The organism is Enterobacter cloacae complex sp. P1B, assembly GCF_014982345.1.
GTDB classification, from domain to species: Bacteria; Pseudomonadota; Gammaproteobacteria; order Enterobacterales; family Enterobacteriaceae; genus Enterobacter; species Enterobacter bugandensis.
In genome coordinates this window covers 89,649-111,266 of sequence record NZ_JADCLF010000017.1, presented here as the reverse complement: position 1 = coordinate 111,266, position 21,618 = coordinate 89,649, and the positions used below count along the sequence as shown (strand labels likewise).

The 21,618-nt window shown below is 59.2% G+C and carries 18 protein-coding genes; 9 read left to right on the top strand and 9 right to left on the bottom strand.

The genetic code is table 11. The features are described 5' to 3' along the window. The first annotated feature begins 125 nt into the window (after nt 1-125). Nucleotides 126-752, top strand: coding sequence for a glutathione S-transferase family protein (locus INF77_RS21170; RefSeq protein ID WP_045259989.1), 627 nt, complete (start codon nt 126-128; stop codon nt 750-752). Here the strand turns inward: INF77_RS21170 and INF77_RS21165 are convergent, their stop codons facing one another. After that, a complete protein-coding gene (locus INF77_RS21165) occupies nt 753-1,871 on the bottom strand; it encodes a PQQ-dependent sugar dehydrogenase (protein WP_048957049.1) in 1,119 nt (372 codons plus the stop codon). A 108-nt stretch (nt 1,872-1,979) separates the two neighbouring features. Then, a complete protein-coding gene (bssR, locus tag INF77_RS21160) occupies nt 1,980-2,363 on the bottom strand; it encodes a biofilm formation regulator BssR (protein ID WP_045259987.1) in 384 nt (127 codons plus the stop codon). A gap of 216 nt (nt 2,364-2,579) precedes the next feature. Here bssR and rimO point away from each other — a divergent pair, with 216 nt between their 5' ends. Then, nucleotides 2,580-3,905 carry a 30S ribosomal protein S12 methylthiotransferase RimO gene (rimO, locus tag INF77_RS21155; protein ID WP_045259986.1) on the top strand — a complete coding sequence of 442 codons (1,326 nt, stop codon included), beginning with the start codon at nt 2,580-2,582 and terminating at the stop codon, nt 3,903-3,905. Between the two features lie 63 nt (nt 3,906-3,968). On the opposite strand, the gene gsiD is transcribed toward rimO, so the two are convergent. From gsiD to iaaA, 5 genes are read right to left on the bottom strand one after another with little or no spacing between them, the layout of a single operon-like run. Next, nucleotides 3,969-4,880 (bottom strand): glutathione ABC transporter permease GsiD, encoded by a 912-nt coding sequence (gene gsiD, locus INF77_RS21150; RefSeq protein ID WP_028012480.1) that lies wholly within the window; start codon nt 4,878-4,880, stop codon nt 3,969-3,971. A 1-nt stretch (nt 4,881) separates the two neighbouring features. Beyond that, complete coding sequence (gene gsiC, locus INF77_RS21145) at nt 4,882-5,802, bottom strand: glutathione ABC transporter permease GsiC (protein ID WP_193531994.1); 921 nt, start codon at nt 5,800-5,802, stop codon at nt 4,882-4,884. A gap of 5 nt (nt 5,803-5,807) precedes the next feature. Next, entirely contained in the window at nt 5,808-7,346 is a 1,539-nt protein-coding gene (gene gsiB, locus INF77_RS21140; RefSeq protein ID WP_193531995.1) for a glutathione ABC transporter substrate-binding protein GsiB, read from the bottom strand. Nucleotides 7,347-7,369: 23 nt separating this feature from the next. Beyond that, nucleotides 7,370-9,241, bottom strand: coding sequence for a glutathione ABC transporter ATP-binding protein GsiA (gene gsiA, locus INF77_RS21135; protein ID WP_045630941.1), 1,872 nt, complete (start codon nt 9,239-9,241; stop codon nt 7,370-7,372). 11 nt (nt 9,242-9,252) lie between these two features. Further along, the gene (gene iaaA, locus INF77_RS21130; protein WP_045260003.1) at nt 9,253-10,191 is read right to left on the bottom strand and encodes a beta-aspartyl-peptidase; all 939 of its coding nucleotides are present in this window, start codon (nt 10,189-10,191) and stop codon (nt 9,253-9,255) included. A 188-nt stretch (nt 10,192-10,379) separates the two neighbouring features. Here iaaA and moeA point away from each other — a divergent pair, with 188 nt between their 5' ends. Continuing rightward, entirely contained in the window at nt 10,380-11,612 is a 1,233-nt protein-coding gene (gene moeA, locus INF77_RS21125) for a molybdopterin molybdotransferase MoeA (RefSeq protein ID WP_049136666.1), read from the top strand. Between the two features lies 1 nt (nt 11,613). Further along, complete coding sequence (moeB, locus tag INF77_RS21120) at nt 11,614-12,366, top strand: molybdopterin-synthase adenylyltransferase MoeB (RefSeq protein WP_193050357.1); 753 nt, start codon at nt 11,614-11,616, stop codon at nt 12,364-12,366. An 89-nt stretch (nt 12,367-12,455) separates the two neighbouring features. Here moeB and fsa read toward each other — a convergent pair whose 3' ends face one another. Beyond that, nucleotides 12,456-13,118, bottom strand: coding sequence for a fructose-6-phosphate aldolase (gene fsa, locus INF77_RS21115; RefSeq protein WP_193543101.1), 663 nt, complete (start codon nt 13,116-13,118; stop codon nt 12,456-12,458). Between the two features lie 127 nt (nt 13,119-13,245). Between fsa and INF77_RS21110 the strand changes: the two genes are divergently transcribed. The 4 genes from INF77_RS21110 to INF77_RS21095 all read left to right on the top strand — a co-directional run bounded on the left by INF77_RS21110 (nt 13,246) and on the right by INF77_RS21095 (nt 18,958). Beyond that, on the top strand, nt 13,246-14,145 hold the full coding sequence (locus INF77_RS21110; protein WP_028012472.1) for a glycyl-radical enzyme activating protein: 900 nt from the start codon (nt 13,246-13,248) through the stop codon (nt 14,143-14,145). A gap of 4 nt (nt 14,146-14,149) precedes the next feature. Further along, a complete protein-coding gene (locus INF77_RS21105) occupies nt 14,150-16,582 on the top strand; it encodes a formate C-acetyltransferase/glycerol dehydratase family glycyl radical enzyme (RefSeq protein ID WP_193531997.1) in 2,433 nt (810 codons plus the stop codon). Nucleotides 16,583-16,736: 154 nt separating this feature from the next. After that, nucleotides 16,737-17,552: a Cof-type HAD-IIB family hydrolase gene (locus INF77_RS21100; protein ID WP_045259978.1), complete on the top strand. Its 816-nt coding sequence runs from the start codon at nt 16,737-16,739 to the stop codon at nt 17,550-17,552. A gap of 149 nt (nt 17,553-17,701) precedes the next feature. After that, nucleotides 17,702-18,958: a DUF1479 domain-containing protein gene (locus INF77_RS21095; protein ID WP_041910700.1), complete on the top strand. Its 1,257-nt coding sequence runs from the start codon at nt 17,702-17,704 to the stop codon at nt 18,956-18,958. Here the strand turns inward: INF77_RS21095 and INF77_RS21090 are convergent. After that, a complete protein-coding gene (locus INF77_RS21090; RefSeq protein WP_047368158.1) occupies nt 18,955-20,028 on the bottom strand; it encodes a LacI family DNA-binding transcriptional regulator in 1,074 nt (357 codons plus the stop codon). The two genes, INF77_RS21095 and INF77_RS21090, sit on opposite strands and share 4 nt — an antisense overlap. A gap of 288 nt (nt 20,029-20,316) precedes the next feature. On the opposite strand from INF77_RS21090, the gene INF77_RS21085 reads away from it, so the two are divergent. Continuing rightward, entirely contained in the window at nt 20,317-21,618 is a 1,302-nt protein-coding gene (locus INF77_RS21085; RefSeq protein ID WP_028012467.1) for an MFS transporter, read from the top strand.

The following is a 21,618-nucleotide window of genomic DNA, read 5'->3' as shown; positions in this document are numbered from 1 at the left end:
GTTTATGCAATAACATTCATTTACGCTTTGATTCAGGCGTTTTTTTTGTCTTCTGTTGCGTAATTGTTAGGTTTATCTCACCATGGCAAAAAGCCGACCCGGATTCACACTCAACAGGAGTAAATATGATTACGCTGTGGGGCAGGAATAATTCGACCAACGTTAAGAAAGTGCTCTGGACGCTGGAGGAACTGGATTTACCGTTTAACCAAATCATGGCTGGCATGTCGTTCGGCGTGAACAAAGAGGCCGACTATCTGGCGATGAACCCGAACGGCCTGGTGCCGCTGCTGCGCGATGACGAAACAGACGCAACGCTTTGGGAGTCCAACACCATTGTGCGTTACCTTGCCGCCCAGTACGGTCTTGGCCGCCTGTGGGTTGAAAACCCGGCGCAGCGCGCTCAGGGTGAGAAGTGGATGGACTGGGCAAATCAGACGCTCTCTCCCGTTCACCGCGTGATCCTGATGGGGCTGGTGAGAACCCCTGAAGCCGAGCGCGACTACCCCGCCATTCATGCCGCGCAGGATGCCTGCGAAAACCTGTTTGCGATGATGGACGATGAGCTGGCGAAGCACGCCTGGTTCTCCGGCGATACGTTCGGCGTGGGGGACATTGCCGTAGCGCCGTTCGTCTGGAACCTGACCAACCTCGGTCTGAAATGGACGCCGCGCCCGAACCTTGACCGCTGGCTTAAGCAGCTTAGCGAGCGCCCGGCGTACCGTAACGTGGTGATGATCCCGGTCACCTGATTACGCACCGGACGGGCTGACTTTTAACAGCTGCCCGTCCGTTTCGTCAGTCAGGACATAGAGATAGCCATCCGGCCCCACCCGCACATCGCGAATACGCTGCTCCCGGTCGCCCAGGATCCGCCCGTCCTCCGTCACTTTATTGCCGTCCACGCTCAGCACGATAACGTCCTTTTCCTTCAGCGCCCCAATAAACAGCTTGTTTTTCCACTGCGGGAACACGTCGCTATTATAGAACGCCATGCCGCTGACCGCGGGCGACACTTTCCAGACAAACAGCGGCTTTTCGGCTCCCTCAACGTGCTCGCCTTTGGCTTCCGGGATTTTCAGCCCGCTGTAGTTAATGCCGTGCGTTGCCAGCGGCCAGCCGTAATTTTTGCCCTTCTCCGGGATGTTGATTTCATCCCCGCCGCGCGGGCCGTGCTCGTTCAGCCACAGCGTGTCGCTCCACGGGTTCATCGCCATCCCCTGCGGGTTACGAATGCCGTAGGACCAAATTTCCGGCCGCGCGCCGGAGGTGTTCACAAAGGGGTTATCCGGCGGCACTTTACCGTCTTCGGTGAGGCGCACCACTTTACCCTGCAGCTTGTCCAGATCCTGCGCCGTCGGGCGCTGGTTGTTCTCGCCGAGTCCAATAAAGAGATACCCTTTGCCGTCGAACACCAGTCGCCCACCAAAATGGTTACCGGTTGAGAGTTTCGGCATCTGGCGGAACACCACCTGGAATCCCTCGATGCGGGAAAGATCGTCGCTCAGGCGACCATAGCCCACCGCCGTTCCGGCCTTGCCGTCACGCCCGGCTTCGGCGTAGCTCAGCCAGACGCGGCGCGACTTTTCAAAATCAGGCGCCAGCACCACGTCCAGCAGTCCTCCCTGGCCGTTCGCCCACACCTTCGGCACGCCGACAATGGGATCGGAAAGTCCTTTCCCGGCCTGCCAGCGCTTGAGCTGCCCGCCCTTAAGAGTGACCAGTAAACCGTCATTACCCGGCAGGAACGCCATCGACCAGGGGTGATCGAGTCGGTTTTGCAGCACCTCAACCTTTACCGCCTCTGGCGCAGCAAGAAGCGAAAACGGAATAAACAATGCAGGCAGGAAAATCAACGAGGATCGAGGCATAAAGCGCTCCTTTTTCGGCATATGGCATAAAGATTAGCCATTACCTCCGGGCGCGTTACCACTTTTACAAAAGCTTAATCAGATGGGGGGAGTTGCCTCCCCCCGAACTCAGTGCTGTGCAAGCGTCTCGTGCTTGTTAAGACACATGATGCAAAGAGAGAGCGTTGTCAGGCAGTTTTCAAGCTTCTCCGCGTTAACAGCGATAAAATTTGGGCAGTCGTGGCGTCCGTTCATCAAACATACCCCTGCAATGGAGAGCACCTCAGCGGCGCGACGCAACGCCATCAGCTCGCTTTCATCGTATTCCGCCTTCAGGGTCGGTGCTTTTTCACGCATGAAATTACACAGTTCAAACAGATTATCACGCAGATGTTCGCTTTCGCTGACTGACATATAGCCCTTTGCCTTCCTGAGCTGCAGATAGGCGGCCAGGTCGATTCGGGCGTTGATCAGCTTGTTAAGCAGATCGCGTTTCAGTCTGTCAACGGACATGCTATTTCCTCCTCTGTCAGCCATGTTGCACATTCAGAATAAGGTCATTTTTTGTACAGTTTAATGCCTGAGATCAATTATTCTTAAGTGATTAACATTATTTACAATGTTACAACCTCGGCCTGGCGCATCCGCCTTGCAAAGAGTGTATAAATCCCCGGCGATACGCTGTAAAATCCCGCCCTGATAACTCCATAATTGATGAATTTTTAACCTATGAGCAATGTTACGCACCAGCCGAAAATCGGCTTCGTCTCCCTGGGCTGCCCGAAAAACCTGGTGGATTCAGAACGCATCCTGACCGAACTGCGCACCGAGGGCTATGACGTGGTGCCAAGCTACGACAACGCCGATATGGTGATCGTTAACACCTGCGGTTTTATCGACAGCGCGGTCCAGGAGTCACTGGAAGCCATCGGTGAAGCGCTGACCGAAAACGGCAAAGTGATTGTTACCGGCTGCCTGGGCGCAAAAGTGGACCAAATCCGCGAAGTGCACCCGAAGGTGCTGGAGATCACCGGCCCGCACAGCTACGAGCAGGTGCTGGAACATGTTCATCACTACGTGCCAAAACCAAAGCACAACCCGTTCCTGAGCCTGGTGCCGGAACAGGGCGTAAAGCTGACGCCGCGTCACTACGCCTACCTGAAAATTTCTGAAGGCTGCAACCATCGCTGCACCTTCTGCATCATCCCGTCGATGCGTGGCGATCTGGTGAGCCGTCCGATTGGCGAAGTGCTGGCGGAAGCCAAACGTCTGGCCGATGCGGGCGTGAAGGAGCTGCTGGTGATTTCCCAGGACACCTCGGCTTACGGCGTGGACGTCAAACACCGCTCCGGTTTCCACAACGGCGAGCCGGTGAAAACCAGCATGGTGGGCCTGTGCGAGCAGCTGTCCAAACTCGGTATCTGGACGCGTCTGCACTACGTCTACCCGTACCCGCACGTTGACGATGTGATCCCGCTGATGGCGGAAGGCAAAATCCTGCCGTACCTGGACATCCCGCTGCAGCACGCCAGCCCGCGTATCCTGAAGCTGATGAAACGCCCTGGCTCCGTTGACCGCCAGCTGGCGCGCATCAAGCAGTGGCGTGAGATCTGCCCGGATCTAACCCTGCGCTCCACCTTCATCGTCGGCTTCCCGGGTGAAACCGAAGAAGACTTCCAGATGCTGCTCGACTTCCTGAAAGAAGCGCGTCTGGACCGCGTAGGCTGCTTCAAGTACAGCCCGGTGGAAGGCGCAACCGCCAACGAGCTGGCGGATCAGGTGCCGGAAGAAGTTAAGGAAGAGCGCTGGAACCGCTTCATGCAGCTGCAGCAGCAGATCTCTGCTGAACGTCTGCAGGAGAAAGTGGGCCGCGAGATCATGGTTATCATCGACGAAGTGGACGAAGAAGGCGCGATTGGCCGCAGCATGGCGGACGCCCCTGAAATTGACGGCGCGGTGTACCTGAACGGCGAAACCAACGTTAAGCCGGGTGATATTATTCGCGTCAAAGTTGAAAACGCGGACGAGTATGACCTGTGGGGTAGCCGGGTTTAATCTCACTGCACATCTTTTACAGGCCGGGTAAGGCGTAGCCGCCACCCGGCACATTTCACTGCACTACCCTTTAATCCTCGGATCCAGCGCGTCGCGCAGCCCATCCCCCAGCAAATTAAACGCCAGCACGGTCAGGAAAATCGCGAGGCTCGGGAAGATCGCCACGTGTGGCGCAATCACCATATCGGCCCTAGCCTCGTTCAGCATCGCGCCCCACTCCGGGGTCGGCGGCTGTGCCCCTAAGCCCAGAAACGACAGGCTGGCCGCCGAAATAATCGACACGCCGATACGCATGGTGAAATAGACCACGATGGACGACACCGTCCCGGGCAGAATATGGCTGAACAGAATGGTGGTATCGCTGGCCCCCATGCTGCGGGCGGATTCAATAAACGTCTGCTGTTTCAGCACCAGCGTGTTGCCGCGCACCAGGCGGGCAAAGGCCGGAATCGAAAAGACCGCCACCGCGATGATGACGTTGGCCATGCCGCTGCCCATAATGGCGACAACGGCAATCGCCAGCAGAATGCCGGGGAAAGCAAACAGCACGTCGCAGATGCGCATGATGATGCGGTCCCACCAGCCTTCATAATACCCGGCGACGAGCCCCAGCACGGTACCGATAGCCGCACCGATCAGCACCGCGACTACCCCGGCGGCGAGAGAAATTTGCGCCCCCACCAGCACGCGGCTGAAGATATCGCGGCCAAGCGAGTCCACGCCGAACCAGTGCAGCATTGAGGGGCCGTCGTTCAGGCGGTCGTAGTCAAAGTAGTTTTCCGCATCAAACGGCGCTACCCACGGCGCAACGATCGCCACCGCAATTAGCACCAGCACGAACAGCCCCGCCGCCATTGCGACCGGCTGACGGCGAAAACGTCGCCAGAATTCGGACCACGGGGTGCGGACATGCTCCGGTTTCAGCCCCGGCATCGCGTTCAAAACGGCCTGACGCCGCCAGTTCAACAATCGCATCTTACTTATACCTGATGGCCGGGTTAATGGCGGCGTAGAGCACGTCCACCACTAAGTTGATAAGAATAAACTCCAGCGAGAAAAGCAGGACTTCTGCCTGAATCACCGGGTAGTCGCGCATCTCGACGGAATCGACCAGCAGGCGCCCCAGCCCCGGCCAGTTGAAGACCTTTTCCACGACGATAGAGCCACCCAGCAGGAAACCAAACTGCAGCCCCATCATCGTCACCACCGGGATCATCGCATTGCGGAACCCGTGCTTGAGAATGACCCACTTCTCGCTGACTCCTTTCGCCCGCGCGGTGCGAATATAATCTTCGCTCAGCACGTCCACGAACGAGGCGCGGGTAAAGCGGGCCATCACCGCCGACACGGCAGCGCCCAGCGTCATGGAGGGCAGAATGTAATGCTTCCAGGTATCGGCCCCGACGGTCGGCAACCAGCCCAGTTCAACGGAGAAGATCTGCATCAGCAACATCCCCAGCGCGAACGCCGGGAAGGAGATGCCGGTCACCGCCAGCGCCATGCCGAGCTTGTCCGGCCAACGGTTACGCCAGACGGCCGCCACAATCCCGGCGCCAAGTCCGAACACCACCGCCCAGCTCATGCTGGCAATCGTTAGCCAGAACGTGGGCATAAAGCGGCTGGCAATCTCCTCTGACACCGGACGCCTCGACACCATCGAGATACCAAAGTCGCCCTGCAGAACGTTGCACATATAGTGCAGAAACTGCATATACAGCGGCTGGTCGAGGCCCAGCTGTTTACGCACCAGCTCAATGACGGTGGCATCCGCTTCGGGCCCGACTACCAGGCGCGCCGGATCGCCCGGCAGCATGTGGACAAACAAAAACACCAGCACCGCCACTATCAGCAGCGTCGGGATAAGCCCCAGCAGACGTTTACAAACATAATTCAGCATGAGGTTTATTTTAAATCCGCATCGTCAAAGCTAAAGCCGGTGTCCGGCATGATGTAGAACCCGGTCAGCGCTTTGTTATGGGCTGAGACCAGTTTCTCCACCACCAGCGGTACCCACGGCGACTCTTTCCAGATAATGTCCTGCGCGTCCTTGTAGAGGCGGGCTTTCTCTTCCGGTTTGGTGGTTTTCAGGGCATCGGCCAGGTCTTTGTCCACCTGCGGATTGCTGTAAAACGCGGTGTTGAACAGGGTTGGCGGCCAGTTCTGCGAGGCGAACAGCGGCGACAGCGCCCAGTCGGCTTCACCGGTCGAGGCCGTCCAGCCGGTGTAGAACATCCGCACGCCGCTCTCTTTCTGCCCTTTCCCCTCCACTTCTGCCGCACGCTGCCCGGCATCCATCGCGGTGACCTGCGCCTTAATCCCCACCTGCGCCAGCTGCTGCTGGGTGAACTGCAGCACCTTCTGGGCGGTGCTGTGATTGTGCGACGACCACAGCGTGGTGCTGAAGCCGTTCGGGAAACCCGCCTCTTTCAGCAGCTCGCGCGCTTTGGCCGGATCGTACGGCCACGGCTGATAGCTTTGCGCATACGCAATAGACGGCGGCAGCACGCCGGTGGCCGGGGTGGCATAACCCGCAAAAGCGACCTTCACCAGCGCCTGACGGTTAATGGCATAGTTGATGGCTTCACGCACCTTCGGGTTATCAAACGGCTTCTGCGTGACGTTCATGCTGATGTAGCGCTGCATGATAGACGGGCTGGCAACCAGCTCCAGCTTGCTGTTTTTCTGCAGAATGGCGGCCTGCTCATACGGGATGGGGAAGGCAAACTGCGCCTCGCCGGTTTGCAGCATTGCCGCGCGGGTGTTGTTATCCACCACCGGGCGCCAGGTGATGGTGTCCAGCTTCGGCAGCCCCTGCTGCCAGTATCCCGCGAATTTTTTCACCTTCACGAAATCGGTCTGGTTCCAGGTGAGCAGCTCGTACGGCCCGGTTCCCACCGGGTGGAAGCCGATCTCTTTACCGTACTTTTTCAGCGCGGCGGGCGACATCATCGCCGTCGCCGGATGCGCCAGAATATTGATAAACGCGGAGAATGGCTCTTTCAGGGTGATTTTTACCGTTGCCGGGTCGACTACCTCGGTGCTGGCGATATTTTTATACAGGTTATAGCGCTTGAGGCTGTTTTGAGGATTGCTGGCACGGTCGAGGTTGACCTTTACCGCCTCCGCATTGAAATCAGTCCCGTCCTGGAACTTCACGCCGGAACGGAGCTTGATGGTATAGACCAGCCCGTCGTCGGATACGGTGTACCCCTCCGCCAGCACATTTTTCAGCTTCATCTCTCTGTCGAGACCAAACAGCCCCTGATAGAACGATTTCGCCACCGCCTGGGAGAGCGTGTCGTTGGCGTCGTACGGATCGAGCGTGGTGAAGTTGGAGCCGACGGCAACCACCACATCTTTGGCGGCGAACGCGGGGGCAGCGGCCAGGGCTGCCGTCACGCTCGCGGCTAACAACCATTTACGCGCTACAAATGTAACCATTGTGTTCTCCTGCCTGTTGTAAGTTATAACCGTGAGAAGGCATTGTCCTGGCGCGGCGGAGCCACGAAGTGGCCCGGACCAACCTCACGCAGCGTGACGCGCTCCACGGCTTCGCCCCGTTTACGAATGTTGCTCGGCATCTCATCCTGCAGCAGCACGCGCTGGCCGTGACGGTGCGCGGGATCGGCAACCGGCACCGCCGCAATAAGCTTGCGGGTGTAGGGGTGCTGCGGGTTCTCAAACACCGCCCTTCGCGGGCCAATCTCCACGATCTGCCCCATAAACATCACCGCCACGCGGTGGCTGATACGCTCTACCACCGCCATGTCGTGCGAGATAAACAGGAAGGCAATGCCCATATCCCGCTGTAAATCCAGCAGTAAGTTGATAATTTGCGCCCGGATCGAGACATCCAGCGCCGAGACGGATTCATCCGCAATCACCACCTTCGGGTTCAGCGCCAGCGCGCGGGCGATGCATATACGCTGCCGCTGCCCGCCGGAAAACTCATGCGGATAACGCCAGGCGTGTTCCGGCTTCAGGCCAACGCGCTCCAGCAGCCAGGCCACGCGACGCTGCGCCGCCTCGCCGTCGAGCAGGTTATGCACCCGCAGCGGCTCCATAATTGAGTACCCTACCGTATGGCGCGGGTCGAGAGAGGCATACGGATCCTGGAAGATAAACTGAATATCTCGTCGTATCGCCTGTAATTTATTATCTGGCAGAGTGTCGATACGTTCACCGTTAAAGGTTATCGTCCCCTCCTGGGTCTCCACGAGCCTGAGCAGCGCCCGCCCGGTGGTGGATTTCCCGCAGCCGGACTCTCCTACCAGCGCCAGCGTTTCACCCGGCCAGAGATCGAAACTGACGTTTTCCACCGCATGCACTTCGCGCTTCAGGCGGTTGAAAATTCCGCTGCGCAGCGGAAAGCGGGTCACCAGATTGCGCACTTCGAGTATCGGTTTGCCCGACACCACGGTGTCCTGCTCGCCTTCATCCTCCTGCGGCTCTGTCGCCTCCAGGGAAATCAGCGGAAAACGACGCGGCAAATCGCTGCCGTTCATCGCTCCAAGCCGCGGCACCGCCGCCAGCAGCGCTTTGGTGTAAGGATGCTCGGGGGCATGGAAAATCTGCTCGACCGCACCGGTTTCCACAGCATTGCCCTTGTGCATTACCAGCACCCGATCGGCGATGTCAGCCACCACGCCCATATCGTGGGTGATGAAAATCACCCCCATCTCCATCTCCTGCTGCAGCACTTTGATGAGCTGCAGGATCTGCGCCTGAATCGTCACGTCCAGCGCCGTCGTCGGCTCATCGGCGATCAGCACCGCCGGACGGCAGGAGAGCGCCATGGCAATCATCACCCGCTGGCGCATGCCGCCGGAAAGCTGATGCGGGTAGCGCCCCAGAATGGCCTGCGCCTCCGGAATGCGCACCAGCTCCAGCATGCGTCGGGCCTCTTTGAGCGCCTCATCGCCGCTCAGCCCCTGATGCAGCCGGATGGACTCGGCAATTTGTTCCCCGACCGGGAACACCGGGTTCAGGGAGGTCATCGGCTCCTGGAAGATCATCGCGATATCTGCCCCGCGCACGCCCTGCATCTGCGCGCCGCTCAGCTCGTTTAAATCAATGACCTGACGGTTACGGCGGCGCAGGAGCATTTTCTCGCTGCTGATTTGCCCGCCCGTCTGTTCCAGCAGGCGCATCAGCGCCAGCGCGGTGACCGATTTACCGGAGCCGGATTCGCCAACAATCGCCAGCGTCTCGCCGCGCCTGAGCGAGAACGATAAATTCTGTACTGCGGGGATGAACTGCCGCTCTTCCTGAAACGCAATATTCAGCTGATGGACAGCCAGCACCTCGCGGTTGTCCAGTTCTTCAGTGTGCGGCACGCGCTGCCCCCTTATTCACGATAGATGCCCGTGCTCGGCTCATCACCGGCATAACCCCAGGCGCGGTACATGCCTTCGCTGTTGAACGGCAGGGCCACGTTGCCCTCACGATCGACCGCAATCAGCCCGCCGACGCCGCCCAGGGCAGGTAATTTTTCCATCACCACGCGCTCGCAGGCCTCGCTCAGGCTTAAACCGCCGTAATCCATCAGCGCGGTGATGTCGTAGGCCGCGAGGGCGCGAATAAACACTTCCCCGGTGCCGGTACATGACACCGCCGCCGTGGCGTTATTGGCATAGCAGCCCGCGCCGGGCAGCGGGCTGTCGCCGACGCGTCCCGGCAGCTTGTTGGTCATGCCGCCCGTTGACGTCGCCGCCGCGAGGTTACCGGCTTTATCGAGCGCCACCGCGCCGACCGTGCCCATTTTGGTGGTTTCATCCAGCGGAGCAGTATGGTCAAGCTGCGTTATGCCCGCCGTACGGGCTTCCAGCAGCTGCTGATAGCGTTCTTCCGTGGAAAACAGATCCGGCGATACCGGTTCCATTCCGTGCTCAAAGGCAAATTTTTCCGCCCCGGCGCCCGCCAGCAGAACGTGCGGGCTCTCCTCCATCACCAGACGCGCCGCCAGCACCGGATTTCGCAGATGGCTCACGCCCGCCACGGCGCCCGCCTTCAGGGTGACGCCGTCCATCACGCAGGCGTCCAGCTCGTGGGTTTCATCCCGGGTAAAGACCGAACCTATTCCGGCATTAAAGAGCGGACACTCTTCCAGCAGGCGCACCGCCTCGGTGACCACATCCAGCGCGCTCTCGCCCGCTTCCAGCATTTTCTGGCCCGTTTCCACAATGGCGTACAGCGCGTCAATGTAGCGCTTTTCCTGCTCGGGACTGAGCTGTGCACGGGTGATTGCCCCTGCGCCGCCATGAATTGCGATTACCGCATTAACCATTCGCATCACCCGTTAGCCTGATTCGCGGCTTTTTCTATAAATATCATTATCGTCGATGAAACTTCAGATGATTTTTGAATATAGAAAGACGCAACAGTGATGTAAAGCGTACACCCATCGGGTCATACAGTTAGCCGCACTTTTCTGCCATAATGGGCGCTTTCGTTGTTACTCCGCAGGAGCCCACCATGGATTTTACCGCCGGACTGATGCCGCTTGAGACGGCACTCTCGCAGATGCTTGACCGTATTTCTCCGCTGCATGACGTTGAGACGCTGCCGCTTGTGCGCTGTTTTGGTCGTATTGCCGCGCGCGATATCGTCTCGCCGATGAACGTGCCGGGGTTCGATAACTCCGCGATGGACGGCTACGCGGTGCGCCTGGCGGATCTCCAGACGGGTAACGCCCTGCCGGTGGCGGGTAAAGCCTTTGCGGGCCAGCCGTTTAGCGGCGAATGGCCTGCTGGCACCTGCGTGCGCATCATGACCGGCGCGCCGGTTCCGCAGGGCTGCGATGCCGTGGTGATGCAGGAAGAGACCGAGCAGACCGACGACGGGGTGCGTTTTACCGCGAACGTTAAAGCGGGCCAGAACATCCGCCGCACGGGCGAAGACATCACCCTCGGCGCGACCGTTTTTGCCGCCGGGCAAAAATTGACGGTAGGTGAACTGCCGGTGCTGGCGTCGCTCGGCATCGCCGAAGTTGACGTTGTCCGCAAGGTGCGCGTGGCGGTCTTCTCCACCGGCGACGAGCTGCAGCTTCCGGGCCAGCCGCTGCAGGACGGCCAGATTTATGACACCAACCGCCTGGCGGTACACCTGATGCTCGAGCAGCTGGGCTGCGAGGTGATTAACCTCGGGATTATTCCAGACGACCCGGAAAAACTGCGCGCGGCGTTTATCGAGGCGGACAAATCCGCCGACGTGGTCATCAGCTCCGGCGGCGTCTCCGTGGGCGAAGCGGATTACACCAAAACCCTTCTTGAAGAGCTGGGCGAAATCGCCTTCTGGAAGCTGGCGATCAAGCCGGGCAAACCGTTCGCGTTTGGCAAGCTTCCGCACAGCTGGTTCTGCGGTCTGCCGGGTAACCCGGTCTCTGCGGCGCTCACCTTCTACCAGCTGGCGATCCCGCTGCTGGCGAAGCTTTCCGGCAACAAAGCCAGCCCGCTACCGGAACGCCTGCGCGTGCGTGCCGCTACGCGGCTGAAAAAATCGCCGGGTCGTCTCGATTTCCAGCGCGGCATTCTGGTCCGCGGCGCGGACGGTGAGCTCGAAGTGAGCACCACCGGACATCAGGGCTCGCACATTTTCAGCTCCTTCAGTCTGGGTAACTGCTTCATCGTGCTGGAGCGCGAGCGCGGCAACGTGGAAGCCGGCGAATGGGTTGAGGTTGAGCGCTTTAACCACCTGTTCGGAGGCTGACATGACGGTGGAGCTGAGCGACCAGGAGATGATGCGCTACAACCGCCAGATCGTGCTGCGCGGGTTTGACTTTGAGGGCCAGGAAGCGCTTAAGGCAGCCAATGTGCTGGTCGTCGGTCTCGGCGGGCTGGGCTGCGCTGCCGCGCAGTATCTTACGGCGGCGGGCGTGGGCAGGATGACGCTGTTGGATTTCGATACCGTCTCGGTGTCCAACCTGCAGCGCCAGACGCTGCACAGCGACGCGACGGTTGGCCAGCCGAAAGTGGACTCTGCCCGCACGGCGCTGGCGCGCATCAACCCCAACGTTCAGTTCACCCTGATTGACGCGATGCTGGATGACGACGCGCTGTTCGCGCAGATTGCGCAGCACGATCTGGTGCTCGACTGCACCGATAACGTCGCCGTCCGTAACCAGCTGAACGCGGGCTGTTTTGCCCACAAAACCCCGCTGGTCTCCGGCGCGGCGATCCGCATGGAGGGGCAAATCAGCGTCTTCACGTACGCGGATGGTGAACCCTGCTACCGCTGCCTGAGCCGTCTGTTTGGCGAGAATGCGCTGACCTGCGTCGAGGCGGGCGTGATGGCGCCACTCGTCGGCGTGATTGGCTCATTGCAGGCAATGGAAGCGATCAAAGTGCTGGCACACTACGGCACGCCTGCCGCGGGGAAAATCGTGATGTATGACGCGATGACCTGTCAGTTCCGCGAGATGAAGCTGATGCGCAATCCGGGGTGTGAGGTTTGCGGAGGTTAAAGCAAACGGCAACCTTCAGGTTGCCGTTTTAGTGTTTGCTCCCTCTCCCTCTGGGAGAGGGTTGGGGTGAGGGCATCAGGCCGCACCCGTCAGATAGACGTCCGTCCAAACGCCCCCTGCCAGTCCTGCTCAAACTTCACGATCGCCGCATCCACCGCAGGGGAAGTAATAAACTGCTGCGCCACGTCCAGCGGCAGCGTGATGGACTCGCACCCTGCCAGCAGGCAGTCCAGCGCCTGACGCGGGGTTTTAAAGCTCGCGGCCAGCACCTTTGACTGCGGCGCGTGCAGCGCCAGCAACTGCTGTAATTCCACAACGGTCTGGATCCCGTCCCCGCCCTGCGCGTCCACGCGGTTAACGTAAGGAGCCACATACTCTGCTCCGGCCAGGGCGGACAGCATCCCCTGCGCGGCGCCATACACCGCCGTGCCCAGCGTCGGGATCCCTTCCGCTTTCAGCATCTTAATAGCCTCCAGCCCTTCCGCGGTCACCGGCACCTTCACCACCAGGTCGTTAATGATAGCGCGCAGCTTGCGCGCGTCTTCCACCATCCCTTCGGCGGTGGTTGCCATTACCTGCGCAAACAGACGGCCCTTACCGCCCAACGCGTCGTGCAGCGCGGGCAGCAGCTCATCTAGCGGCGTTTTTCCTGCCGCCACAATGCTTGGGTTGGTGGTCACGCCCGCCAGCGGGAAGATACGCGCCAGCTTTTTGACTGCCGCAACGTCAGATGTGTCGAGATAAAGTTCCATGATGTCACCCTCAAAATTAGCCTGCACTTACCCTATCACGATAAAACCTGCTCAAGAGTTGACCTGCATCAAGATAACTTTCATTCGAAAGTAATTTAATCTTCATATGCAACTTGAGGGCAAAAATATGATCTTCAATATTCAGCGTTATTCCACCCACGACGGCCCCGGTATTCGAACCGTGGTGTTCCTGAAAGGCTGCTCGCTGGGCTGTCGCTGGTGTCAGAACCCGGAAAGCCGCTCGCGCAGCCGGGACGTGCTGTTTGACGCGCGCCTCTGTCTGGAAGGCTGCGACCTGTGCCAGCTGGCGGCACCGGGCTGTATCGAACGCGCGCTCAATGGCCTGGTCATCCACCGCGAAAAGCTGAGTGAAGAGACGCTTAATGCCCTCACCGACTGCTGCCCGACGCAGGCGCTTACCGTCTGCGGTGAAGAGAAGCAGGTGGACGAGATCATGGCCACCGTGCTGCGCGACAAACCTTTTTATGACCGCAGCGGCGGCGGGATCACCCTCTCCGGCGGCGAGCCGTTTATGAACCCGGAGCTGGCGCACGCCCTGTTCAAGGCCAGCCACGAACAGGGTATCCACACCGCCGTCGAAACCTGCCTTCACGTGCCGTGGCACTATATCGAGCCGTCATTACCGTACGTCGATCTGTTCCTTGCCGACCTTAAGCACGTCGACGGAGCGGTGTTCAAACAGTGGACCGACGGTTCGGCCAAACGGATCCTGGACAACCTGAAGCGCCTCGCCGCTGCCGGGAAAAAGATCACCATCCGCGTGCCGCTGATCCAGGGCTTTAACGCCGATGAAGCTTCCATCACAGCCATTACCAACTTCGCCGCCGACGAACTCGGCGTCGATGATATTCATTTTTTGCCGTATCACACGCTGGGCATGAACAAATACACCCTGCTCGGCCAACCTTACTCTGCCCCTGACAAACCGCTGGATAACCCTGCCCTGCTGGATTTCGCGCAGCAGTACGCCTGCCAGAAAGGGTTAACCGCGACCTTACGAGGATAAACCTATGACCACCCTGAATCTCAACACCCTCAGCGAACGTATTAAGGCGCACAAAACGGCGCTGGTGCATATCGTCAAGCCGCCGGTCTGTACCGAGCGCGCGCAGCATTACACCGAAATGTACCAGCAGCACATGGACAAGCCGATCCCGGTGCGTCGCGCCCTGGCGCTGACACATCACCTGGCGGAACGCACCATCTGGATCAAGCACGACGAGCTGATTATCGGCAACCAGGCAAGCGAAGTGCGCGCCGCGCCGATCTTCCCGGAATATACCGTCTCCTGGATTGAGAAAGAGATTGACGATCTGGCGGACCGTCCGGGTGCGGGCTTCGCGGTGAGCGAAGAGAACAAGCGTGTGCTGCATGAAATCTGCCCGTGGTGGCGCGGCCAGACGGTGCAGGACCGCTGCTACGGCATGTTCACCGACGAGCAAAAAGGCCTGCTGGAAACCGGCATCATCAAAGCCGAAGGCAACATGACCTCCGGCGACGCCCACCTGGCGGTAAACTTCCCGCTGGTGCTGGAGAAAGGTCTCGACGGCCTGCGCGCCAAAGTGGACGAGCGCCGCTCGCGCATCAACCTGACGGTGCTGGAAGACCTGCACGGCGATCAGTTCCTGAAGGCAATTGATATCGTGCTGGAAGCCGTCAGCCTGCACATCAAACGCTTCGCCGACCTGGCGCGTGAGATGGCGTCTACGGAAACCCGCGAAAGCCGCCGCGACGAGCTGCTGGCGATGGCGGAAAACTGCGACGTGATTGCCCACGAGCCGCCAAAAACATTCTGGCAGGCGCTGCAGCTGTGCTACTTCATTCAACTGATCCTGCAAATTGAGTCCAACGGCCACTCCGTCTCCTTCGCGCGTATGGACCAGTATCTCTATCCGTACTACCGCCGCGACGTGGAGCTGGACCAGAGCCTGGATCGCGAGCACGCCATCGAGCTGCTGCACAGCTGCTGGCTGAAGCTGCTGGAAGTGAACAAAATCCGCTCCGGCTCGCACTCCAAAGCCTCTGCCGGTAGCCCGCTGTACCAGAACGTCACCATTGGTGGTCAGAAGCTGGTTAACGGCGAGCCGATGGACGCGGTGAACCCGCTCTCCTACGCGATTCTGGAATCCTGCGGTCGCCTGCGCTCCACCCAGCCAAACCTGAGCGTGCGCTACCATGCGGGCATGAGCAACGACTTCCTCGACGCCTGCGTGCAGGTGATCCGCTGCGGCTTCGGGATGCCGGCATTTAACAACGATGAAATCGTGATCCCGGAATTTATCAAGCTTGGCGTTGAGCGCGATGATGCCTACGACTACGCGGCCATCGGCTGTATCGAAACCGCGGTAGGCGGCAAGTGGGGCTACCGCTGCACCGGCATGAGCTTTATCAACTTTGCCCGCGTCATGCTGGCGGCGCTGGAAGGCGGCCGCGACGCCACCAGCGGCAAGGTGTTCCTGCCGCAGGAGAAAGCGCTCTCCGCCGGTAACTTCGACAATTTCGAGGAGGTAATGGCGGCGTGGGACAGCCAGATCCGCTACTACACCCGCAAATCTATCGAAATTGAGTACGTGGTAGACACCATGCTGGAGGAGAACGTCCACGATATTCTCTGCTCGGCGCTGGTGGACGACTGCATCGAACGCGCGAAAAGCATCAAGCAGGGCGGCGCGAAGTATGACTGGGTCTCCGGCCTGCAGGTGGGTATCGCCAACCTCGGCAACAGCCTGGCAGCGGTGAAAAAGCTGGTCTTTGAGCAGGGCGTCATCGGCCAGCAGCAGCTGGCGGCGGCGCTGGCGGATGACTTCGACGGGCTGACCCACGAGCAGCTGCGCCAGCGCCTGATCAACGGCGCGCCGAAGTACGGCAACGATGACGATAGCGTGGACATGCTGCTGACACGCGCCTACCAGACCTACATTGAGGAGCTGAAGCAGTACCACAACCCGCGCTACGGCCGCGGCCCGATTGGCGGTAACTACTACGCGGGCACGTCGTCTATCTCCGCTAACGTGCCGTTCGGCGCGGCAACGATGGCCACGCCGGACGGACGTAAGGCGCATACCCCACTGGCGGAAGGGGCCAGCCCGGCTTCCGGTACGGACCACCTCGGCCCGACGGCGGTGATCGGCTCGGTCGGTAAACTGCCTACCGAGGCGATCCTGGGCGGCGTGCTGCTGAACCAGAAGCTGAACCCGTCGACGCTGGAAAACGACAGCGATCGCCAGAAGCTAATGGTACTGCTGCGTACCTTCTTCGAGGTGCACAAGGGCTGGCATATTCAGTACAACATTGTCTCCCGCGAAACGCTGCTGGAAGCGAAGAAGCACCCGGACCAGTACCGCGACCTGGTAGTGCGCGTGGCGGGTTACTCGGCGTTCTTCACCGCCCTGTCGCCGGATGCGCAGGACGATATTATCGCCCGTACTGAGCATACGCTGTAACGGTGTATCCCCTCTCCCCTTGGGAGAGGGAGAAAACACTAAAAACGGCAACCTCGGTTGCCGTTTTGCTTTTACTTTCGAATGAAATTAAATTTGTGCTCCCCGTCACCTTGTTATTAGAATGTTTCAAAACGCAGTGACCCAGGAGCACAGTATGACCGTTAAAGTTATCGTCACCGATATGGACGGAACTTTCCTTGATGATGCCAAGCAGTACGATCGTGACCGCTTCCAGGCACAGTTTGAGCAGCTTAAATCCCGCGATATTGAATTCGTTGTCGCCAGCGGCAACCAGTATTACCAGCTCATCTCCTTCTTCCCCGAGCTGAAAGAGCAGATCTCCTTCGTGGCGGAGAACGGCGCGCTGGTGTTTGACCACGGCGAACAGGTTTTCCACGGCGAGCTGACCCGCCATGAGTCGCAGATCGTTATTGGCGAACTGCTGAAAGACGAAGGGCTGAACTTTGTAGCCTGCGGTCTGGAGAGCGCCTACGTCAGCGACAAAGCCCCGGACGCCTTCGTGGCGCTGATGTCAAAGCACTATCACCGCTTAAAACGCATCAGCGATTACCGCGAAATCGACGACGTGCTGTTTAAGTTCTCCCTGAACCTGCCAGACAGCGATATCCCGAACCTGGTCGATAAACTGCACGTCTCCCTGGACGGCATAATGAAGCCGGTCACCAGCGGTTTCGGTTTTGTCGATTTGATTATCCCCGGCCTGCACAAAGCCAACGGCATCAGCCGCCTGCTGAAACGCTGGAAAATCTCCCCGCAGGAGTGCGTCGGCATTGGCGACAGCGGCAACGACGCGGAAATGCTGAAGCTGGTGAAATACTCTTTTGCGATGGGCAACGCGGCGCAGAGCATTAAAGACATTAGCCGCTACAGCACCGACGATAACAACCATCAGGGCGCGCTGAACGTCATTCAGGCCGTGCTCGACAACCACTCTCCTTTCGACGTCTGATCCTTTCCTCGCCGGAGCCCCGCTCCGGCCTCTCACTCTTTTTCCGACCTGTGACTTGCGTCAAGTTTTTAAACTTGCATTAACTTATTTTTAACTTAAAGTATCATTTGTAGATATTTTAACTTTCGAATGAAAGACGCGAGGCAGTTATGACCTTTACCAGTGAAACCTTGCCGGCGGACCACAAAGCGGCAATCCGTCAGTTAAAACGTGAGTTACGCGCGCAGATCGGCGACGTGCAGGCGGTGTTCGATAAGCTCAGCGATAAAATCGCCACCCGCGTGGCGGAGATCAACGCCCTGAAAAATAAAGGCGAATCCGTCTGGCCGGTGATTCCGTTTGCAGATGTGAAAAACGGCACGATTACCGACGCTCAGCGCGAGGCCGTTAAGCGCCGCGGCTGCGCGGTGATTAAAGGTCACTTCCCCCGCGAGCAGGCGCTGGCGTGGGATCGGTCGATGCTCGACTACCTCGATCTGAACAAGTTTGACGAGGTGTACAAAGGGCCGGGCGACAACTTCTTCGGCACCTTAACCGCCTCCCGCCCGGAGATTTACCCGATCTACTGGTCCCAGGCACAAATGCAGGCGCGCCAGAGTGAAGCGATGGCGCAGGTGCAGTCGTTCCTGAACCGTTTATGGACATTTGAGAGCAACGGCAAGCAGTGGTTTAACCCTGACGTGAGCGTGATTTACCCGGACCGTATTCGCCGCCGCCCGCCGGGAACCACCTCTAAAGGGCTGGGGGCGCATACCGATTCCGGCGCGCTGGAGCGCTGGCTGCTGCCGGCTTACCAGCAGGTGTTTGCCCGCGTGTTTGACGGCAACGTTGAGAAATACGATCCGTGGAACGCCGCGCACCGTACTGAAGTGGAAGAATACACCGTGGATAACACCACCAAGTGCTCGGTGTTCCGCACCTTCCAGGGCTGGACGGCGCTGTCGGACATGATCCCCGGCCAGGGGCTGCTGCACGTGGTGCCGATCCCGGAAGCAATGGCCTACATTCTGCTGCGTCCGCTGCTGGACGACGTGCCGGAAGACGAACTCTGCGGCGTGGCGCCGGGGCGCGTGCTGCCGATTTCCGAGAAGTGGCACCCGCTGCTTGTCGAAGCATTGACCAGCATTCCGGCGCTGGAAGCCGGTGATTCCGTGTGGTGGCACTGCGACGTGATCCACTCCGTCGCGCCGGTGGAAAATCAGCAGGGCTGGGGCAACGTGATGTACATCCCCGCCGCGCCAATGTGCGAGAAGAACCTCGCCTATGCGAAAAAGGTCAAGGAAGCGCTGGAAACCGGCGCGTCGCCGGGAGACTTCCCGCGCGAGGATTATGAAAAAAGCTGGCAGGACCGTTTTACCGTGAACGATCTCAACATCCACGGTAAGCGCGCGCTGGGCATGGCTTAACTGTCGTACAGCCCTTCCCGCTCCACGGCGGTGCGTCGTTTCCCCTGACGTATCCGCCGTACCGACTCCCGCACGGCCAGCGTGCCGTTCAGCAGCAATGTTCCTACCGGCGCGTCCGGGCGCATCAGCCGCTGCTGGAGCATATGCACCGCTTCCGTTCCCAGCTCGTCGCGGGGAACATGCACCGCCGTTAAGGGCACATCCTGAATCGCCGCCAGATTAAAGCCGTCAATGCTCATCACCGAGACGTCCTGCGGCACGCGCAGACCGTGATTTTGCAGCGCGCTGATGGTGCCTGCCGCCATAAAGTCCCCGCCTACCAGGAACGCCGTCGGCAGGTCTTTTCCCTTCTGTTGGTTAAGCCACTCGCTCACCAGTTGCTCCGTCTCTCTGGCGCTGAAGCTTGGCACCACCAGCAGATCGCGCCTGTCGTTAAACCTGAGATTATGAGCGTGCCACGCGTCGCGGATCCCCGCCAGGCGCAGCTCCATGGTGTAGCGACGCAGGCACAGCACGTTCATCACCTCGCGGTGCCCCATCTCGAACAGGTACTCCGCCGCCCGCTCGCCAATAGCACGGTGATCCGGGGCAACGGCAGGCAGGCGCATGCGGCGGTCCCGGCAGTTAATCAGCATGCAGGGTTTCCCCACATCCACCGCCAGATCGTGGATATGCGGATCGTCGATACCGAGCAGAATGGCCGCCTGGGTATCCGGCTCGTTCATGCGTGCCAGAAAAATCTGGGCGTCGCTGTCGTTCTCCTCCAGCGCGCAGTAGCGCAGCCGAACCTCGTGCGAGGCAAGCCCTTTGCTCACGCTCTGGATCACGCGGTAGTAAAAGATGTCGGACCGCTCGTCGAAGGCTCGCTGAGGGGCAAAAACCACCAGGCTGTTAAGCAGCAGACGCCCCGCCGCCATGCCGTCCATTACCCCCAGCTCCCGCGCGCACGCCAGCACCTTAGCCCGCGCCTTTTCGCTGGTATTCGCTTTGCCTGCCAGCACACGGGAAACCGTACTGATGGAGAGCTGGGTACGGGCGGCGATTTCGGTGATTTTTAGCCTTTTGTCCATTTTGTGATCTGGCTCCATTTGCGAAATGAAAAAATTTTCATAGCGTGTTTATCAGGCAATAACTGACATCAAGACCATCATGCCAGAGGGTTTACGTCAGTTATGAGAAATTTTGCACAAAATCCACTTTTGCCCTCTCATTTTCTTCCCTAAGGTGAACTTGTCACACAGCTTCCATACTAGTTGTATAGCAACTTAAGCATTCTAAGCGGATAGAAATCAAAGGCATAACAATCTGCGTGACACCTGAACCTCCGTCCCCTTACCGTCCGTCTTGTGGAGAGTAAAATGAGTCAGGACATCAATAACACCGTTGCGACAAGCAAAACCCGTCGCGTCATTAAGAATTTGCGCTGGTACGTGCTGGTGCTGTTTTTACTTGGCGTCACCGTTAACTACATCACCCGTAACTCACTGGGGATCCTCGCCCCGGAACTGAAAGAGAGCCTCGGGATCACCACCGAGCAGTACTCCTGGATAGTCGGCGCGTTTCAGATCGCCTACACCATTTTCCAGCCCCTGTGCGGCTGGCTGATCGACGTTATCGGCCTGAAGATTGGCTTTATGGTCTGCGCCGGGATCTGGGCGCTGATGTGTATCTTCCACGCGGGTGCCGGAAGCTGGCTACATCTCGCGATTCTGCGCTTCTTTATGGGTGCTTCCGAAGCTGCCGCCACGCCAGCGAATGCCAAAACCATCGGCGAATGGTTCCCTAAATCGGAACGTCCCGTTGCCGCCGGCTGGGCGGGCGTGGGCTTCTCCATCGGCGCGATGCTGGCCCCGCCTATCATCTACTTTGCTCACGCCTCGTTCGGCTGGCAGGGCGCGTTTATGTTTACCGGCGTGCTGGCGCTGCTGTGGGTGATCCTCTGGTGGGCGTTCTACCACAACCCGGAACAGCACCCGAACCTGAGCCGCGACGAGCTGGCGTTTATCAAACAGGATAACGAACCCGCACCGGTCAAGCTGCCCTTCCTGACCGCGCTGAAAACCGTCTCGAAAAACAAACGCTTCTACGGTATCGCCATCCCGGCCTTTATGGCAGAACCCGCCTGGGCGGTGCTGAGCTTCTGGGTGCCGCTGTACCTCGCTAAAGAGCACGGCATGGATTTGAAGCAGATCGCGATGTTTGCCTGGCTGCCCTTCCTCGCCGCCGACCTCGGCAGCGTGGCAAGCGGCTACCTGACGCGCCTGTACACCCGCTGGTTCGGCTGCTCCCGCGTGAACTCGGTGGTGGCAAGCTCCGTCACCGGCGCGTTTCTGATGATTTCGCTGGCCATCGTCGCCGTGACTCGCGACCCGTATATCACCATCGTACTGATCTCCATCGGCGGCTTCGGGCACCAGATTATCTCCTGCATGCTGAGCGCGCTGGTGGTGGAGTCCTTCGACAAAGGCCAGATGGCGACCGTCAACGGCATGCGCGGCTCGGCGGCGTGGATCGCCAGCTTCCTGTTCTCCCTGTTAATCGGCGTGACCGCCGACAAAATCGGCTTCAACCCGCTTTTTATTGCCATGGGCTTCTTTGACCTGATTGGCGCTCTCTTCCTGGTGGCATTTATTGCTGAACGTCGCGCCAAGCGCGCCTGA

Bases quoted from the DNA above. Each gene is read 5' to 3' on its own strand.
- INF77_RS21095 (WP_041910700.1), top strand. From the start codon at position 17,702: ATGACCTTTACCAGTGAAACCTTGCCGGCGGACCACAAAGCGGCAATC.
- bssR (WP_045259987.1), bottom strand. From the start codon at position 2,363: ATGTCCGTTGACAGACTGAAACGCGATCTGCTTAACAAGCTGATCAAC.
- gsiB (WP_193531995.1), bottom strand. From the start codon at position 7,346: ATGGTTACATTTGTAGCGCGTAAATGGTTGTTAGCCGCGAGCGTGACG.
- INF77_RS21105 (WP_193531997.1), top strand. From the start codon at position 14,150: ATGACCACCCTGAATCTCAACACCCTCAGCGAACGTATTAAGGCGCAC.
- INF77_RS21110 (WP_028012472.1), top strand. From the start codon at position 13,246: ATGATCTTCAATATTCAGCGTTATTCCACCCACGACGGCCCCGGTATT.
- INF77_RS21100 (WP_045259978.1), top strand. From the start codon at position 16,737: ATGACCGTTAAAGTTATCGTCACCGATATGGACGGAACTTTCCTTGAT.
- iaaA (WP_045260003.1), bottom strand. From the start codon at position 10,191: ATGGTTAATGCGGTAATCGCAATTCATGGCGGCGCAGGGGCAATCACC.
- fsa (WP_193543101.1), bottom strand. From the start codon at position 13,118: ATGGAACTTTATCTCGACACATCTGACGTTGCGGCAGTCAAAAAGCTG.
- gsiC (WP_193531994.1), bottom strand. From the start codon at position 5,802: ATGCTGAATTATGTTTGTAAACGTCTGCTGGGGCTTATCCCGACGCTG.
- gsiD (WP_028012480.1), bottom strand. From the start codon at position 4,880: ATGCGATTGTTGAACTGGCGGCGTCAGGCCGTTTTGAACGCGATGCCG.
- INF77_RS21165 (WP_048957049.1), bottom strand. From the start codon at position 1,871: ATGCCTCGATCCTCGTTGATTTTCCTGCCTGCATTGTTTATTCCGTTT.
- INF77_RS21170 (WP_045259989.1), top strand. From the start codon at position 126: ATGATTACGCTGTGGGGCAGGAATAATTCGACCAACGTTAAGAAAGTG.
- INF77_RS21090 (WP_047368158.1), bottom strand. From the start codon at position 20,028: ATGGACAAAAGGCTAAAAATCACCGAAATCGCCGCCCGTACCCAGCTC.
- moeB (WP_193050357.1), top strand. From the start codon at position 11,614: ATGACGGTGGAGCTGAGCGACCAGGAGATGATGCGCTACAACCGCCAG.
- rimO (WP_045259986.1), top strand. From the start codon at position 2,580: ATGAGCAATGTTACGCACCAGCCGAAAATCGGCTTCGTCTCCCTGGGC.
- INF77_RS21085 (WP_028012467.1), top strand. From the start codon at position 20,317: ATGAGTCAGGACATCAATAACACCGTTGCGACAAGCAAAACCCGTCGC.
- moeA (WP_049136666.1), top strand. From the start codon at position 10,380: ATGGATTTTACCGCCGGACTGATGCCGCTTGAGACGGCACTCTCGCAG.